The organism is Pseudomonas sp. B40(2017), from assembly GCF_002112855.1.
In the GTDB taxonomy this organism is placed as follows: Bacteria; Pseudomonadota; Gammaproteobacteria; order Pseudomonadales; family Pseudomonadaceae; genus Aquipseudomonas; species Aquipseudomonas pharyngis.
The window spans coordinates 596066-610441 of sequence record NZ_NEIT01000004.1; the positions used below are offsets into that span (position 1 = coordinate 596066).

At 61.6% G+C, this 14376-nt stretch carries 16 protein-coding genes; 9 read left to right on the plus strand and 7 right to left on the minus strand.

Annotated elements, in window-relative coordinates; all coding sequences use genetic code 11:
- The first annotated feature begins 130 nt into the window (after positions 1–130).
- The 3 genes from CAF76_RS13485 (at position 131) to CAF76_RS13495 (ending at position 2170) form a co-directional block, all read left to right on the plus strand.
- Positions 131–409 carry a hypothetical protein gene (locus tag CAF76_RS13485; protein WP_007950948.1) on the plus strand — a complete coding sequence of 93 codons (279 nt, stop codon included), beginning with the start codon at positions 131–133 and terminating at the stop codon, positions 407–409.
- A 77-nt stretch (positions 410–486) separates the two neighbouring features.
- Positions 487–1254, plus strand: coding sequence for a CHAD domain-containing protein (locus CAF76_RS13490; protein WP_085647556.1), 768 nt, complete (start codon positions 487–489; stop codon positions 1252–1254).
- 121 nt (positions 1255–1375) lie between these two features.
- Positions 1376–2170: an acyl-CoA thioesterase II gene (locus CAF76_RS13495; protein WP_085647557.1), complete on the plus strand. Its 795-nt coding sequence runs from the start codon at positions 1376–1378 to the stop codon at positions 2168–2170.
- Position 2171: 1 nt separating this feature from the next.
- Here CAF76_RS13495 and CAF76_RS13500 read toward each other — a convergent pair whose 3' ends face one another.
- The 3 genes from CAF76_RS13500 to CAF76_RS13510 form a co-directional block, all read right to left on the minus strand.
- Positions 2172–2537 carry an Mpo1-like protein gene (locus tag CAF76_RS13500; RefSeq protein WP_085612198.1) on the minus strand — a complete coding sequence of 122 codons (366 nt, stop codon included), beginning with the start codon at positions 2535–2537 and terminating at the stop codon, positions 2172–2174.
- A 212-nt stretch (positions 2538–2749) separates the two neighbouring features.
- On the minus strand, positions 2750–4231 hold the full coding sequence (locus CAF76_RS13505) for a methyl-accepting chemotaxis protein (RefSeq protein ID WP_085647558.1): 1482 nt from the start codon (positions 4229–4231) through the stop codon (positions 2750–2752).
- A 108-nt stretch (positions 4232–4339) separates the two neighbouring features.
- Entirely contained in the window at positions 4340–5146 is an 807-nt protein-coding gene (locus CAF76_RS13510) for a TatD family hydrolase (protein WP_064598360.1), read from the minus strand.
- Positions 5147–5382: 236 nt separating this feature from the next.
- Between CAF76_RS13510 and CAF76_RS13515 the strand changes: the two genes are divergently transcribed.
- The 3 genes from CAF76_RS13515 to CAF76_RS13525 all read left to right on the plus strand — a co-directional run bounded on the left by CAF76_RS13515 (position 5383) and on the right by CAF76_RS13525 (position 7905).
- Positions 5383–6804, plus strand: a complete 1422-nt coding sequence (locus CAF76_RS13515; RefSeq protein WP_064598358.1) for a transglycosylase SLT domain-containing protein — start codon at positions 5383–5385, stop codon at positions 6802–6804.
- A 107-nt stretch (positions 6805–6911) separates the two neighbouring features.
- Complete coding sequence (locus CAF76_RS13520; RefSeq protein WP_007950955.1) at positions 6912–7346, plus strand: DoxX family protein; 435 nt, start codon at positions 6912–6914, stop codon at positions 7344–7346.
- A 250-nt stretch (positions 7347–7596) separates the two neighbouring features.
- Positions 7597–7905 carry a hypothetical protein gene (locus CAF76_RS13525; protein WP_011335317.1) on the plus strand — a complete coding sequence of 103 codons (309 nt, stop codon included), beginning with the start codon at positions 7597–7599 and terminating at the stop codon, positions 7903–7905.
- A gap of 3 nt (positions 7906–7908) precedes the next feature.
- Here the strand turns inward: CAF76_RS13525 and greB are convergent, their stop codons facing one another.
- The 3 genes from greB to CAF76_RS13540 are packed head-to-tail and all read right to left on the minus strand — an operon-like array spanning position 7909 to position 11628.
- Complete coding sequence (gene greB / locus CAF76_RS13530) at positions 7909–8406, minus strand: transcription elongation factor GreB (protein ID WP_039770483.1); 498 nt, start codon at positions 8404–8406, stop codon at positions 7909–7911.
- 34 nt (positions 8407–8440) lie between these two features.
- Positions 8441–10945, minus strand: a complete 2505-nt coding sequence (locus CAF76_RS13535) for an ABC transporter permease (protein WP_085647559.1) — start codon at positions 10943–10945, stop codon at positions 8441–8443.
- On the minus strand, positions 10945–11628 hold the full coding sequence (locus tag CAF76_RS13540) for an ABC transporter ATP-binding protein (RefSeq protein ID WP_007955651.1): 684 nt from the start codon (positions 11626–11628) through the stop codon (positions 10945–10947). Before CAF76_RS13540 ends, CAF76_RS13535 begins: the two co-directional genes overlap by 1 nt.
- A 10-nt stretch (positions 11629–11638) precedes the next feature.
- Between CAF76_RS13540 and CAF76_RS13545 the strand changes: the two genes are divergently transcribed.
- The 3 genes from CAF76_RS13545 (at position 11639) to CAF76_RS13555 (ending at position 13676) form a co-directional block, all read left to right on the plus strand.
- Positions 11639–12244 (plus strand): arylesterase, encoded by a 606-nt coding sequence (locus CAF76_RS13545; RefSeq protein ID WP_007955652.1) that lies wholly within the window; start codon positions 11639–11641, stop codon positions 12242–12244.
- A gap of 57 nt (positions 12245–12301) precedes the next feature.
- Positions 12302–12595 carry a hypothetical protein gene (locus CAF76_RS13550; RefSeq protein ID WP_003226812.1) on the plus strand — a complete coding sequence of 98 codons (294 nt, stop codon included), beginning with the start codon at positions 12302–12304 and terminating at the stop codon, positions 12593–12595.
- 109 nt (positions 12596–12704) lie between these two features.
- Positions 12705–13676 carry a L,D-transpeptidase family protein gene (locus CAF76_RS13555; RefSeq protein ID WP_011335312.1) on the plus strand — a complete coding sequence of 324 codons (972 nt, stop codon included), beginning with the start codon at positions 12705–12707 and terminating at the stop codon, positions 13674–13676.
- A 122-nt stretch (positions 13677–13798) separates the two neighbouring features.
- Here the strand turns inward: CAF76_RS13555 and oprI are convergent, their stop codons facing one another.
- Positions 13799–14050 (minus strand): outer membrane lipoprotei OprI, encoded by a 252-nt coding sequence (oprI, locus tag CAF76_RS13560; RefSeq protein WP_011335311.1) that lies wholly within the window; start codon positions 14048–14050, stop codon positions 13799–13801.
- Between the last annotated feature and the right edge of the window lie 326 nt (positions 14051–14376).

A 14376-nucleotide genomic window follows, 5' to 3' on the forward strand; every position in this document is an offset into this window, starting at 1 on the left:
TTTTTTCGATACTTCATGACCCGTTGGCGTTATCTTTTGCAGAGCGGTGCAAATGCGGGACACAAGGCACTTTTTCGCTGGCGCACCGTCTTACCTGCACGACTGTTGACCTATCTCTGAGGTGTGAGTGATGAAAGCCTGGATCTGTGTGCCGTTGATGGCGCTGGCATTGGCCGGTTGCGCCGGCAAGACCGCTTATCGTGACAGCTGCGGCAGCCAGCTCGACGCGGCGTGGCATGAACTGGATCTGGCCAAGGCCGAGGGTTTCGCCGGCACGGTCAGTTACTCCAAGGCGTTGTCTTTGCTGACAGCCGCCAAAACCCAGCAGCAATTCGAGGGCTTCGAAGGCTGCACCAAGAAAGCCGAAAAAGCACGTTTCTACATTCGCGAGTCCCGCGCCGGGCGCTAAGCTGCTGACGTAGCGCAAGGGCAGGTCGCTTGCGCTGGCGCACACTCGTGCAAAGTCATTGAATTCAGGAGCAAGCGATGTCTGCGTTGGTTGATCGGCTGGTGGCTCATGTCCTGAGCCTCGAAGTGCGGCTGCTGGCCTGTCAGGCGCGTCTGACCGCGCGGACCGACCCTGAAGCGCTGCACGACCTGCGCACCACCGTACGGCGCTTGCGCAGTCTGTTGCGACCGTTGCGCGGCTTGCCAGGTGTCGAACAGCTGGAAAGCGCGGCGGCCAGCGTCGGGCAACTGACCACGCCGTGGCGCGACCGCGAGGTGCTGGCGGCCTGGCTGATCAAACATGATCAGCCGGAAGCTGCACAGCGCCGAATGGTGCAGATGGCCGAGGCGTACCCGACGCTGGCGGCCAGCGCCGAAGTGGCGTCGCTGCTGATGATCCTCGATGCCTTTCCGCGTTTCCTGCGCGCGTCCCAGCGCCAGGGATTGCTCAAGCGCCTGGACAAGCGCATTGAAAAACGTCTGGGCAAACAATGGAAGAACCTCGACGTGGCGCTGCACGATCCGGCCCACGACCGTCATCGCCTGCGCCTGCTGATCAAGCGCGTGCGTTACGGCATCGAGGCCTACCCGGAACTGGATCGTCTGCCGGAAGCCGCATTGTCCCGTTTGAAATCCGCACAAGGCGCACTTGGTGACTGGCACGATTGCTGGCAATGGCTGGCCCGCGCCGAGCTGGAGCTGGATCTGCAACCCTGCGTCGCCACCTGGCAGGCGACCATGGCCAAGGCCGAAATCAAGGCCGACCGGGTGCTGGATAAGCTCAGCGCGGCCTGCTTCAAGTCCTGAAACCCGCTGGCGCGCAGCACCGCTGTCTTATCTGTCAGTCTCTTTGACCGGAATGGACGCTGCGCCGCTCTGCGGCGCTGGTTAAGATCCAGTCATTCCCTTTTTCGTGTCCGAGGTTTCCATGCGCTTTTGCGATCTGATCGATGCTGTCCGTCGTCAACCGGAGGTCACGATTCCGGCGGAGTGGGGCCAGGGCCGGGCCAGCTTTGGCGGCTTGGTGGCCGCGCTGCAATTTGAAGTGATGCGCACTAAAGTGTCGGCCGATCGACCGGTGCGTTCGCTGGCGATCACCTTTGTCGGCCCGGTTGAGCCCGAAGTGCCGGTGAGCTTTGAAGTCGAGGTGCTGCGCGAAGGCAAAGCGGTCAGCCAGGTGCTGGGGCGTGCGGTGCAGAACGGCCAGGTAGTGACGATGGTGCAAGGCAGCTTCGGGGCCTCGCGTCCATCGGAAGTGGCGGTTGAAGCCTATCCCGCGCCGGAGATGAAGCACTGGGACGACTGTCAGGAACTGCCGTACATCAAAGGCGTAACCCCCGAGTTCATGCGTCATCTGGCGATGCGCTGGAGTGTCGGCGGCATGCCGTTCACCGGCACTCAATCGCGGCTGATGGGCGGCTGGGTGCGCTTGCGCGGGGATGTGAAGGAAGAACCGGTCAACGAAGCGCACCTGTTGGCGCTGGTCGATGCCTGGCCACCCGCGCTGTTGCCGTACCTGAAGAAACCGGCACCGGGCAGCACCCTGACCTGGACCATCGAATTCGTTCAGCCGTTACGGGATTTGAGTACGCTGGATTTTTGCCAATACCTGGCGGACATCGAGTATGCGGCTGACGGTTACGGTCACGTCGCCGCCAAGCTGTGGAGCGCGAAGGGTGAACTGATTGCCATGAGTCGGCAGACGGTGACGATCTTCGCCTGACTCAATGGCGGCGATGGCGTTCACGCCAGGCGCGAAACCAGCCGCCACTGAGGAAGAACCGCGGAAACGTCAGGAACTGCTCGACCAGCAGCCGCGAAACGGCGTCCTTGCGATCACTGAACGGCTCGGAGGCTTGCGCCTCCAGGCTGTGACCATGGCGCTGCAGACCCAGCGCCGCGATGACGCCGATCACGCCGATCGCCACGCTGGCCAGACTCAGGCTGAACACACCCGAGACGATCAACAGAAACGCGACGATGAACAGCGGCACGGCAATCAGATGCAGCACCAGATTGGTCGGGTGCTGATGGTTGTTCGGGTACGCGCGCCATTGCCACGCGGGAAGGTTGGGGTGACGTTTGCCCATGTTGCTGCTCCTCGATCCATGTTTGGTACATGGTTGAAGAATAGGCCCGGGTAGCGAGGGCGGCGAATCAAGGTTGGCTATTGAAGTGATAGGGACAATGGTCTTATTTGATGCTGTTTCTGCTGACGCCATCGCGGGCAAGCCCGCTCCCACACGGGATTGTGAACGCCGCTGAGTCTACTGTGGGAGCGGGCTTGCCCGCGATGAGGCCCTTAAAGTTTCAACTGCCCAATCGCCTTGTTGAGTTCCCCGGCCAGCGTCGCTAACTCGTTACTGGTGGTCGCCGAATCCACGGTCTGTTGCACGGTGTTTTCGGTCACATCACGAATGCTCACTACCGCGCGGTTCATCTCTTCGGCCACCTGGCTCTGCTGCTCCGCCGCCACCGCAATCTGCGTGTTGCTCTCACGCATCTGCGCCACCGCCCCGGTGATTTCCGCCAGTGCTTCTCCCGCCTCTTGCGCCTGCTGCACGCAGTCGTCGGCCTTGTACGAACTCTCCTGCATGAAGTCCACCGCATCGCGGGTGCCGGCCTGCAACGCCGAGACCATGGTGGTGATCTCATCGGTGGAGGTCTGCACGCGTTTGGCGAGGTTGCGCACTTCATCGGCCACCACCGCAAACCCGCGACCCATTTCCCCGGCACGCGCCGCTTCGATCGCGGCGTTAAGTGCGAGCAGATTGGTCTGTTCGGCGATGCTGTGGATCACGCTGACCACGCCGTTGATCTTCTGGCTGTCCTCGGCCAGGCGCTGGATCATCTCGGCAGTCTGCTGCACGCCGCTGGACAGACCGGCAATCGAATGCTGGACGCGGGTCACCACTTGCTGGCCGCTGCCGGCCAGGCCATCGGCGGTCTGCGACAGGTCGCGTGTGGCGCCGGCATGCTGGGCGATGTGGTAGACGGTGGCGGTCATTTCGTTGATCGCCGTGGCGGCCTGATCGGTTTCGCTCTGCTGGCCGAGCATGCCGTGACGCACCTCGTTCATGCTCGACGCCAGTCGCGCGGCGCCGACGTCCAGTTGCCGCGCAGTGTTGGCCACGGTGGTCACCACGCGCTGATAACCGGCCTGCATCGCATTGAACGCATTGGCCATCTGCCCGACTTCGTCCTTGCAGGCCAGCGGCACCCGGGCGGCGAGGTCGCCGGTTTTCTCCACGTGCAGCATCACGTCCTTGAGGGTGTTGAGCTGGCTGAGCAGGAAACGGATCAGCAACTGCGAGGCACCGAGCATCGCCAGCATCAGGATGAATACTGCCACCGCATAGTTGGCGAAACGCTCACTGAACACCTGGCTGAGGCTGGGGGCGTAGGCGATCACGGCGACCTGCTGGCCATCGGCACGGCTGAAGACCTCCGCGCCGAGCAGCGGGTTTTCACCGAACAACGGCAAGTGACTGATCTCGATCCAGCCGTTGCTGTCGGTGATCTCCAGCAGCGGTTGATCGTTGAGGCGCGGCGCTTCACCGCGTTTGAAGGTCAGTACCTGATCGGATTTGGGCAGCGCCTGCCCGGCCGGCCAGGCCTTTAGCAATTGCGCCTGGGCCTGGGCCGAGGTTTGCGCGGCGTGGCTGCGGGCCTGTTGTTCGAGCTGCACGGCGTACAGCACCAGCAACAGGGTGGTGACAAAGGCGACCGCGTTGACCGCCCAGAATTTGTATTTCAGCGAGATATTGCTAAGCCAGGCACCCATGGAGGTCTTCTCTGATAGCGGAAACAGTTTTGGCAAGGTGCCATTATTGTGCCGCTACCCAGGTGCCCGGTTCTTGATATGCATCAACAACCGATGCATCTGCCTCTTTCAGGGCAGGGTAGGTAAACCGTAGAACGCCCGCGCGCAGGCGGTGGTGTGGGCCGCCAGGTCTGCTTCGGTTTCGCCTCGATGCAACGCGACCTCACGTAACACTTCGGTCAGGTACGCCGGCTCGTTGCGCCCGTTCTTCGGCTTTGGCCGCAGTGTGCGTGGCAGCAGATACGGCGCATCGCTTTCCAGCATCAGGCGACCGCGTTTGATCTCCTTCACCAACGGATGCAAATGGGTGCCGCGACGCTCGTCACAGATCCAGCCGGTGATGCCGATGTGCAGGTCCAGATCGAGGTAGCTGAACAAGGCTTTCTGCTCGCCGGTGAAGCAATGCACCACGGCGGCAGGCAATCGGTCGCGGAAGTCACGGAGGATTTCCAGCAGGCGCTGGCTCGCATCACGCTCATGCAGAAATACCGGCAATTGCAGTTCGGCAGCCAGGGCCAGATGTTCTTCGAGGACTTTTTCCTGCTGCGGGCGCGGCGAGAAATCGCGGTTGAAATCCAGTCCGCATTCACCCACCGCCATTACGTTCGATTCCTGCAGCAGGCTGCGCAGACGCCGTGCGCTGTCGGCGTTCCAGTCGCTGGCCGAATGCGGGTGAATGCCGGCGGTGGCAAACAGTCGCTGGCCGTCCGGATCCAGTTGCTGGCAGAGCTCCAGCGCCTGTTCGCTGCCCTCGACACTGGTGCCGGTCAGCACCAGTTGGCAGACCCCGGCAGCGTAGGCGCGGTCGAGCACGGCCTGGTGTTTGTCGGCGAAACTGGGGTTGGTCAGGTTGACGCCGATATCGATGAGTTGCATGGTGCTACCTCGGGCCGAAGGCCGGAAAGCATATCAGAGCTGTAGATTTATAAGAAAAGCCAAGAACTACAACGGCTTATGGCTGTCTGTTGAGGCCGCGTAGCAGGCCGGGTTGGCAGAATTGCCATCACTGTGCCAGTCTCTCGCACTTTATCAGCGCTCCAGGCGCTCTGTTTTCGTCGGTGTTTTACGACCGCTCAGCGGTGAAAACGCCCCGTATTCTTTCCGGAGAGTGGATGGTTCGTCCCTCGGTTTTGCTCCTGCTGTGTGGTTCGCTGCTGTTGCCGATGACGGCGGTCGCGCGGCTGCCCGGGCCGCTGCAAGCCGTGCCGGCCGCCAAGGTTCGCGACCTCACCGAAATCCGCAGCAGCCGCGTCTTGCGGGTGCTGGTCAACCAGAGCCGCAACAGCTCCGGCGAAGTCCAGGGCCAGGCGATCGGCATCGAATACCACCGGCTGCGCGCCTTCGAGCAATACCTCAATGGCCACGCCCGCGATGGCCAGGAAATCACCCTCAAGATCATTCCCAAAGCCAAGGATCAATTGCTCGGCGCGTTGCAGCGTGGCGAAGGCGATCTGGTGGCGCCGGGCGAACTGCTCGAGTTGCAACCGGGCCACGCAGTCGCCAGCAGCGAGCCGATTGCCAGCAACGTGCCGCTGGTGCTGGTCGGCATCAAGGGTGAAAAGCGCTACACCAAGGTTGAACAACTGGCCGGCAAAACCCTGGCGCTGCCCACCGGCAGTGCGGCGGGGGAGGCGGTCAGCCAGCTCAACCAGAAACTGGCGCTGCACAAACTGGCGCCGATCAAGATCGAATGGGTCGATCCGACGCTGGCGGTCGAGGATGTGCTGGAAATGGTCCAGGGCGGGATTTTCCACCTGACCATCGTCGAACAACCGATTGCCGAGCGTTGGGGCAAGATCCTGCCCAAGCTGCGTTTCGACCGTCAGGTGATGATCAGCGAACCGGGCGAGGAATACTGGTTCGTGCGCCGTGATGCCTCGATGTTGCGGGCCAGCATCGACCGCTTCCTGACCGGCTACAAAAAACCGTCTAACGAAGATGCGGCATTCCTGCGGATCTACCGCCGTCTCTATCAAGTGCACTATCCGTTGGCCAAGGCCGATCGCCAGCGCCTGGAAAAATTGCGTCCGACCCTGCAGAAGCACGCCGAAGCGCAAAACATGGACTGGCTCAACCTGGCGGCGCTGGCCTTCAAGGAATCGGCGCTGCAGCCCAACGCGCGCAGCGGCAGCGGGCCGACCGGGCTGATGCAGATCACCCCGTCGGCGGCACAGCGGGTTGGCGTCAACAACATCCAGAATCTCGATGCGAATGTGCAGGCCGGGGCCAAGTACCTGGCGATGATCCGCCGCAAGTTCTTCAACAGTCCGAAACTCAATGAGCGCGAGCGCATGGCGTTCACCCTGGCGGCCTACAACATTGGTCCGGAACGGGTGCAAGGCATGCGTGCCGAGGCGCGGCGTCGCGGCCTGAATCCAAACCAGTGGTTCTTCCAGGTCGAGCGCATTGCCATGGAGCAGGTGGGAATGGGCGCCGTCAGCTATGTTAATAGCGTGAACAAGTATTACTTGGCGTTCGACCGGGAGCGGGAGTCGTTGGAGCCCGGGGGGCAGAAAGTTGTCTCACGAAAATGATCAAATAAATTGATTGTTATGGCGGAATTTTTGCGCTTTTAACATGAAAATAACTGATTAATATAGCGGCCAACCAACAAGCACTTCTGACAACAAGGAAACGCAACATGAGCTCTCTGATCAACAAGGTTCTGTTCACCCGCGCCGGCTACGGTCTGACCATTCTGCGCATTGCCGTCGGCGTGATCTTCGCAGCCCACGGCTCGCAGAAACTCTTCGGTCTGTTCGGTGGCTACGGTCTGGCAGGCACCGCGCAATACATGGAAAGCATCGGCCTGACCCCGGGTTACCTGATGGCCACTCTGGCCGGCGGTACCGAGTTCTTCGCCGGTCTGGCGCTGATCATCGGCCTGCTGGTTCGCCCGGCGGCGCTGGGTCTGACCTTCCTGTCGTTGGTGGCGATCTTCACCGTACACATCAGCAACGGTCTGTTCATGGCCAACAACGGTTACGAGTTCGCCCTGGCTCTGCTTGGCGGCAGTCTGGCAGTACTGATCGAAGGCGCCGGCAAGCTCTCGGTGGATCGCGCCATCGCCGGTTGACCGCTCTGGCTCAAGCAAAAGGCCCGCATTCTGCGGGCCTTTTTTGTTGCGGCTGATTCTTGACACTGGCCGGTCACGTTCTCTAGGATGCCGCCCATGCGCCGATTTAAACAGCTACTTGCGGGGCGCCAGGTGACTATTCTTCAGTTGCCGTCAGAAGCCGGAACAGGGCTTCGAAATACCGCTAAAGCGCTGGTTCGGTGTTGCCTCTCACCTGCCATGCAGACTTTTGAGGCAGAGACACGACACGATGAATGCACTACGCCCTCCAGCACGTCCCGCGCCGATCACGGCACATATCACCCAGCGCAATCCGAAAATCCTGCTTGGCGGCAAACATCAGCCGACGCTGTTGCGTTATCTCGATGGCTGGCCACGTCGCAGCGGCGGTCCTGCCGCATTCCTGATCCAGTTCGTTGAAGACGGTGAGTCGCTGGCGCGTTTTGCCGATGACAGTTTCGATCTGGCCGTCATTCAGGCCCCGAGCCGTGAAGAGGCGCCGGAAATGATTCGCCAATTGACCCGCGTCGCACGCCAGGGCCTGATCACCCGGCGCTGAGCGTCAGGGATATTCGATCGCCACGATGTAGACGAACTGTTCGCCGGTCGGCGTCTGTACCCGAACTTCGGCATCCAGCGCCTTGCCGATCAAGGCGCGGGCCAGCGGTGAGTCGATGCTGATCAGGCCGAGTTTCAGGTCCAGCTCGTCCGGGCCGACGATGCGATAGCGCGACTGTTTGCCGTCTTCGTCTTCGATGGTCACCCACGCGCCGAAGTAGACCTTGTTCGGATCACTGGGTTTTTCGCTGACCACTTTCAACGCCTCAAGGCGTTTGGTGAGAAAGCGCACGCGGCTGTCGATCTCGCGCAGCATTTTCTTGCCATAGGTGTACTCGGCATTTTCCGAACGATCACCCTGAGCCGCCGCTTCGCTGACCGACTGCGTCACCTGCGGTCGGCGCACATGCCACAGCTCATGGAATTCGGCGCGCATCCGCGCTTCACCCTCGGGGGTGATCAGCGCGGTGCCGGCGGTGCGGGGAGGGCGATAACGGCTCATGGCAACTTCTTTTGATTAAGACGGCTGGAGTCTATCAACCCTCGCGCAACACTGTCAGCGGGCTGGCGTTGAGCGCACGCCGCGTGCCGAACACCCCGGCGCCACCGATCAGCGCCGCGCCGATCAACGGCAACAGCAGCAACCACGGATGGGGATGCCATGGCAGGTCGAAGGCGAAGCGATACAGCACCAGACTCACCACTTCCGAACCGATGGCCGCGAGCAATCCACTGACCGCGCCGAGCAAGCCGAACTCGATTCGTCGCGCCTTGATCAGCAACTGGCGCTCGGCACCCAGCGCACGCAGCAGTGCGCCCTGGCGAATGCGTTCGTCCAGCGTTGCCTGCAACCCGGAAAACAGCACCGCCATCCCCGCCGCCAATACAAACAACAACACATACTCCACCGCCAGGGTGACCTGGGCGAGGATGCTGCGCAGTTGTTCGAGCAAGGCTTCGACCTGCAGGATGGTCACTGCCGGGAATGCTCGCGACAGCTCGACAATCTGCTGATCGTGACCGGGCGCCAGATAGAAGCTGGTCAGGTAAGTCGCCGGCAGATCCTTCAGGGTGCCGGGCTGGAAGATCATGAAGAAGTTCGGCTGGAAGTTGTCCCAGTTGATCTCCCGCAGGCTGGTGACCTTCGCTTCGCGATTGACCCCGCCGACGCTGAATACCATGTGATCGCCCAGTTTGAGCTTGAGGCTTTCGGCCACCTTGCCTTCCACCGAGACGCCCGGAACATCGTCCGAAGGTTGGCCGGTCCACCACGAACCGGCGGTGATTTTGTTGCCCGCCGGCAGATCGGCCGCCCAGGTCAGGCTCAGGTCGCGCTGGATCGCGCGGTCGCCGGCCGAATCCTTGCTGACGATCTGCTGCACCGCTTCGCCGTTGATGCTGATCAGCCGTCCCGGCACCACCGGATACAACGGCGCGGCCTGGGCCGAGACATTGATCAGGTGATCGGTGAAGGCTTGTTTGTCGGCCGGCAGGATGTTCAGGGCGAAGTAGTTCGGCGCGTTTTTCGGCAACTGGTTCTGCCAGGTGTCGAGCAATTCGCCGCGCAGCAAGGCGATCAGCGCCATGGACAGCAGGATCAGCCCGAAAGCCAATGACTGGCCGGCTGCCGCCAAAGGATGGCGCAACAACTGACCCAATCCGAGACGCCACGGCAGGGACGCGCGTGCGAGCAGGCGACGCAGGCTTTGCAGCAGCAACAGCAGCAAGCCGCCGAGCACCAGCGCGGCGACCACACCGCCGCCGAGCAGGGCGAACGTCAGCAGCAGGTCCAGACTCAGGCGCCACATGATCAACCCGAGCGCGCCGAGTGCCGCGCCATAGACCATCCAGGTGCTCGATGGAATCGGCAGCATGTCCCGACGCAATACCCGCAGCGGCGGCACGCGGCCCAGCGCGGCGAGTGGTGGCAGGGCGAAACCGGCCAGCGCCACCAGCCCGGTGCCTATTCCGGCCAGTGCCGGCAACAAGCCACCCGGTGGAACGTCGGTCGGCAGCAGATCATGCAGCAACGCGAACAATCCCAATTGCGCGAGCCAGCCGAGCAGGGCGCCGCTGAGGCTGGCGAGCAGGCCGAGCACCGTCAATTGCAGACTGAACAGCACCAGGGTTTCCCGGCGTGACAGACCCAGACAACGCAGCAGGGCGCTGGCATCGAAGCGGCGACTGGCGAAGCGGTTGGCCGACAACGCCACCGCCACCCCGGCCAGAAGCACGGCGACCAGACTGGCCATGTTTAGATAACGTTCGGCCTTGCCCAGTGCACCGCCAATTTGTCGGTTGCCATCGCGGGCATCCTGAATCCGCTGATTGGCGGCGAGTCCCGGTTTGATCAGTTGGCGATAGGTTTCCAGCGCCTGCGGCTCTCCGCGCCACAGTTCGCGGTAACTCACCCGGCTGCCGGGTTGCACCACGCCGGTCGCAGCGAGGTCGTCGAGGTTGATCAGCACTCGTGGGGTCAGGCTGTAGAAGTTACCGGCGCGATCCGGTTCGTAGGTCAGCACTCGCGTCAGTTTCAGCGTCTTCATGCCGACGTCGATGCTGTCGCCAATCTTCAAGTCCAGCGCTGTCAGCAGGCGCGCTTCGACCCAGGCTTCACCGGGCTGCGGCTCGCCACCGGCTTCTTCTGTCGCGTAAGGGGCGGGAGCGCTTTTCAGTTCGCCGCGCAGCGGATAGGCGCGGTCGACGGCTTTGATACTGGAGAGCTGAATACCGTTGTCCGTGGCGATGACGCTGGAAAACTCCACCACCTGTGCATGATCCAGGCGCAACTCGGTGCCGCTCCTGATTTGTTCCGGGCGGGCGGGCGAGCTGCCTTCGAGCGACAGGTCGGCCCCGAGAAACTCGGTGGCGCGCAGCATCATCGCGCCGTTGAGGCGGGCGCCGAAATAGCCGATCGCGGTACTCGCCGCAACCGCCACCACCAAGGCGAAAAACAGCACCCGCAGTTCACCGGCGCGGGCATCGCGCATCAGTTGGCGCAGGGCGAGACTGAACAGACGCAACAGCGGCAGACGTGCCATCAAGGCTCCAGAGGGGCGACCAACAGGCCGGCTTCAAGACGGATCAGACGCCGGCAACGATGGGCCAGGCGTTCGTCGTGGGTCACCAGCACCAGGGTGGTGCCGCGTTCCTTGTTCAATTCGAACAGCAAGTCGCTGATGCGCTCGCCGGTGTGGCTGTCGAGATTACCGGTGGGTTCGTCAGCAAACAGCACGTCCGGCTCGGCGGCGAAGGCCCGGGCAATTGCCACGCGCTGCTGCTCACCACCGGAGAGCTGGCGCGGCGAGTGAGTCAGGCGCTGGCCGAGGCCGACCCGTTGCAGCAGTTCGGTGGCGCGGCTTCGAGCGTCTTTGCGGCCGTCGAGCTCCAGCGGCAGCATGACGTTTTCCAGCGCGTTGAGGCTGTCGAGCAACTGGAACGATTGAAAGACGAAACCCACGTGCTCGGCGCGAATGCGCGCGCGCTGGTCTTCATCGAGATTGCTCAGGCCTTGCCCGGCGAGCGTCACTTCGCCGCTGCTTGGCAGATCAAGGCCGGCGAGCAGGCCCAGCAGGGTGGATTTGCCGGAACCGGACGCGCCGACGATGGCCAGGCTGTCGCCCTTGTTCAGTTCCAGGCTGAGTTCGTGCAGGATGGTCAGTTCACCTTCCGCGCTGGGAACCACTTTGCTAAGGTTCTTCGCGGTGAGAATGCTTGCGCCCATGGAGAATCCGATGCGTGTGTGGTTTTTGAGTGCTGGCCTGGCCTTGATGTGCATGGCCCAGAACGCAGCGGCGGGTACAGTCCTGATCGTTGGCGATAGTATCAGCGCCGGTTTCGGACTGGATACCCGGCTTGGGTGGGTGTCGTTGCTCGAACAGCGGCTCAAGACCGAAGGTTTTGACGACAAAGTGGTCAATGCGTCCATCAGTGGCGACACCAGTGCCGGAGGCCAGGCACGGCTGCCGGCGCTGCTTGCAGAGCACAAACCGGAACTGGTGATCCTCGAGTTGGGCGGCAACGATGGCTTGCGCGGAATGCCGCCGACGCAATTGCAACAAAATCTTGCGTCGATGATCGACAGCTCCCGTCAAAGCGGTGCCAAGGTGCTGTTGCTCGGCATGCAATTGCCACCCAACTACGGCAAGCGCTATACCGATGCCTTTGCCGAGGTCTACGGCAAACTCGCCGAGGAGAAGAAAATCCCGCTGGTGCCGTTTTTCCTCGACGGCGTGGGCGGGCATCCGGACCTGATGCAGGCCGACGGTCTGCACCCGGCGGCCGGGGCTCAGGGCAAGTTGCTGGAAAATGTCTGGCCGACGCTAAAACCGCTGCTATGAGGCTTTTCTAGCGGCAGGCTTTCGGCTAATGTGGCGCCCCCTTATTTGGAGCCCCCGATGCCGCGTCCTGCCTGGTCCCTGTTCGCCTACCAACTGATCGAGCCTGACGAACAGCTGGATCTGTTCGCCTGCCAGGAAGTGCGGGTGCATCTGGTGACCCGTCAACTGGAGCTCGGTGGTTCGGCGGACCGCACCCTGTGCGGCAGTCTGCTGCCGGCGCAACCGCGCTGGTCGAGCGTGGATCGCCGGGTGTTTCAGGATCAGCGCCTGTGCTCGCTGTGCCGGGCAATCCTCGAATCGCAGAAGCGCGGCACCTCGCCGATCTGGCCTGAGCTGCGTTTCGAACTCTGAGTCCTTTTTCGTCGATATCGCGGTCTATCGGCGCATCTCCCCGAATTCCCTGGGCGCGGTGTACAATCGCGCTCTTATACCCTTGTCGATCTTGCGAAGGATTCTCCGGATGTTGCCGCGTTTTCCTGCCGTCACCCGCTGCCTGTCTCTTGCCGCCCTGTGTGTGGCCGGTCCCGTTGCCGCACTGGAGTTTCCCCTGCCACCACCCGGTGAGGACATCATCGGCCAGGTGCAGGTGATCAAGGCCAAGTACGAAGACACTTTTGCCGATCTGGGCACCACCTACGATCTGGGTTATTCGGAGATGGTCGCGGCCAACCCGGGCGTCGATGCGTGGCTGCCGGGCGCCGGCACCGAAGTGGTCCTGCCGACGCGTTTCATCCTGCCGCCGGGGCCGCGTGAAGGCATCGTGATCAACCTCGCCGAATACCGTCTCTACTACTACCCGAAAGGCCGGAACGTGGTGTACACCTTCCCGCTGGGTATCGGTCGTGAAGGCTGGGGCTCGCCGATCGCGCACACCACAATCACCGCCAAGACACCGAATCCAACCTGGACGCCACCTGCCTCGATCAAGGCCGAGCACGCCGCCGACGGTGATCCGCTGCCGAACGTGGTGCCGGCCGGTCCGGACAACCCGCTGGGTCCGTTCAAGTTCACCCTGGGTACGCCGGGTTACCTGATCCACGGTTCGAACAAGAAGTTCGGCATCGGCATGCGCACCAGTCACGGCTGCTTCCGCATGTTCAACAACAACGTGCTGGAAATGGCCAGCATGGTGCCGGTCGGTACCTCGGTACGTATCCTCAATGATGCGTACAAGTTCGGTCGCAGTGGCGGCAAGATCTACCTGGAGGCGCACACGCCGATCGATGACAAGGGCAACCCGTCGGTGGTCGACAAACACACCGCCGTGATCAACGCGATGCTCAAGCGCGAAGACATCACCAACAACCTGCGCATGAACTGGGATGTGGTGCGTGACGTGGTGGCGGCCGAAGATGGCCTGCCAACCGAAATCGGCACGCCGAACACTTCGGCGCCGATGGTCTCCAGCGCACCGATCGACCTGCAGCAATAAGCTGCAAGACAGAACCCGCCGAGGCTATTGCAGCGGCGGGTTTTTTGTTGCCCCAAGAAACGGCGGGCACAAAAAAGCCGACCCAAAAAATGGGTCGGCTTGATAACAATCCCGAAGGACTATTACTTGCGGCTAGCTTTTTCCAGCATGCGCAGAGCACGCTCGTTAGCTTCGTCAGCAGTCTGTTGTGCTTTTTGAGCAGCAGCCAGAGCTTCATCAGCTTTACGGTAAGCTTCGTCTGCACGAGCCTGGGCGCGAGCAGCTGCGTCTTCAGTAGCGGTCAGACGTGCTTCGGTTTCTTTCGATGCGCTGCTGCAACCGGTAGCCAGAACTGCGGCCAGAGCCAGAGCAGAGAATTTCAGAACGTTGTTCATCGTGTTCCCCTTCAAGGACTTTCAATTAAGTGGCTGTCTCCTCCGATTGAGGAAATAGCCGGCGTACATACTACCCATTACTTGTAGTAAGTAAACTGACGTAAGGCAAGAAGCAAAAAAAATTGTAGGCGTTGATTCTTTTTCGAGCAACTTTTAACTGCGCTGTATAAAAAATATCCAGCTGTAAGCCGCGAGATGAGCGAGTTAATGAGAAAAAGTTCCCGGTGCCGTGCGCTGTTTTGCAGGTAGTGGCCAAAGTCTGTCTATATGGATTCGTCCACACTTTTGTTGCGAATTTGCGCAGCGCCTCGCATATCTTTGTCCAT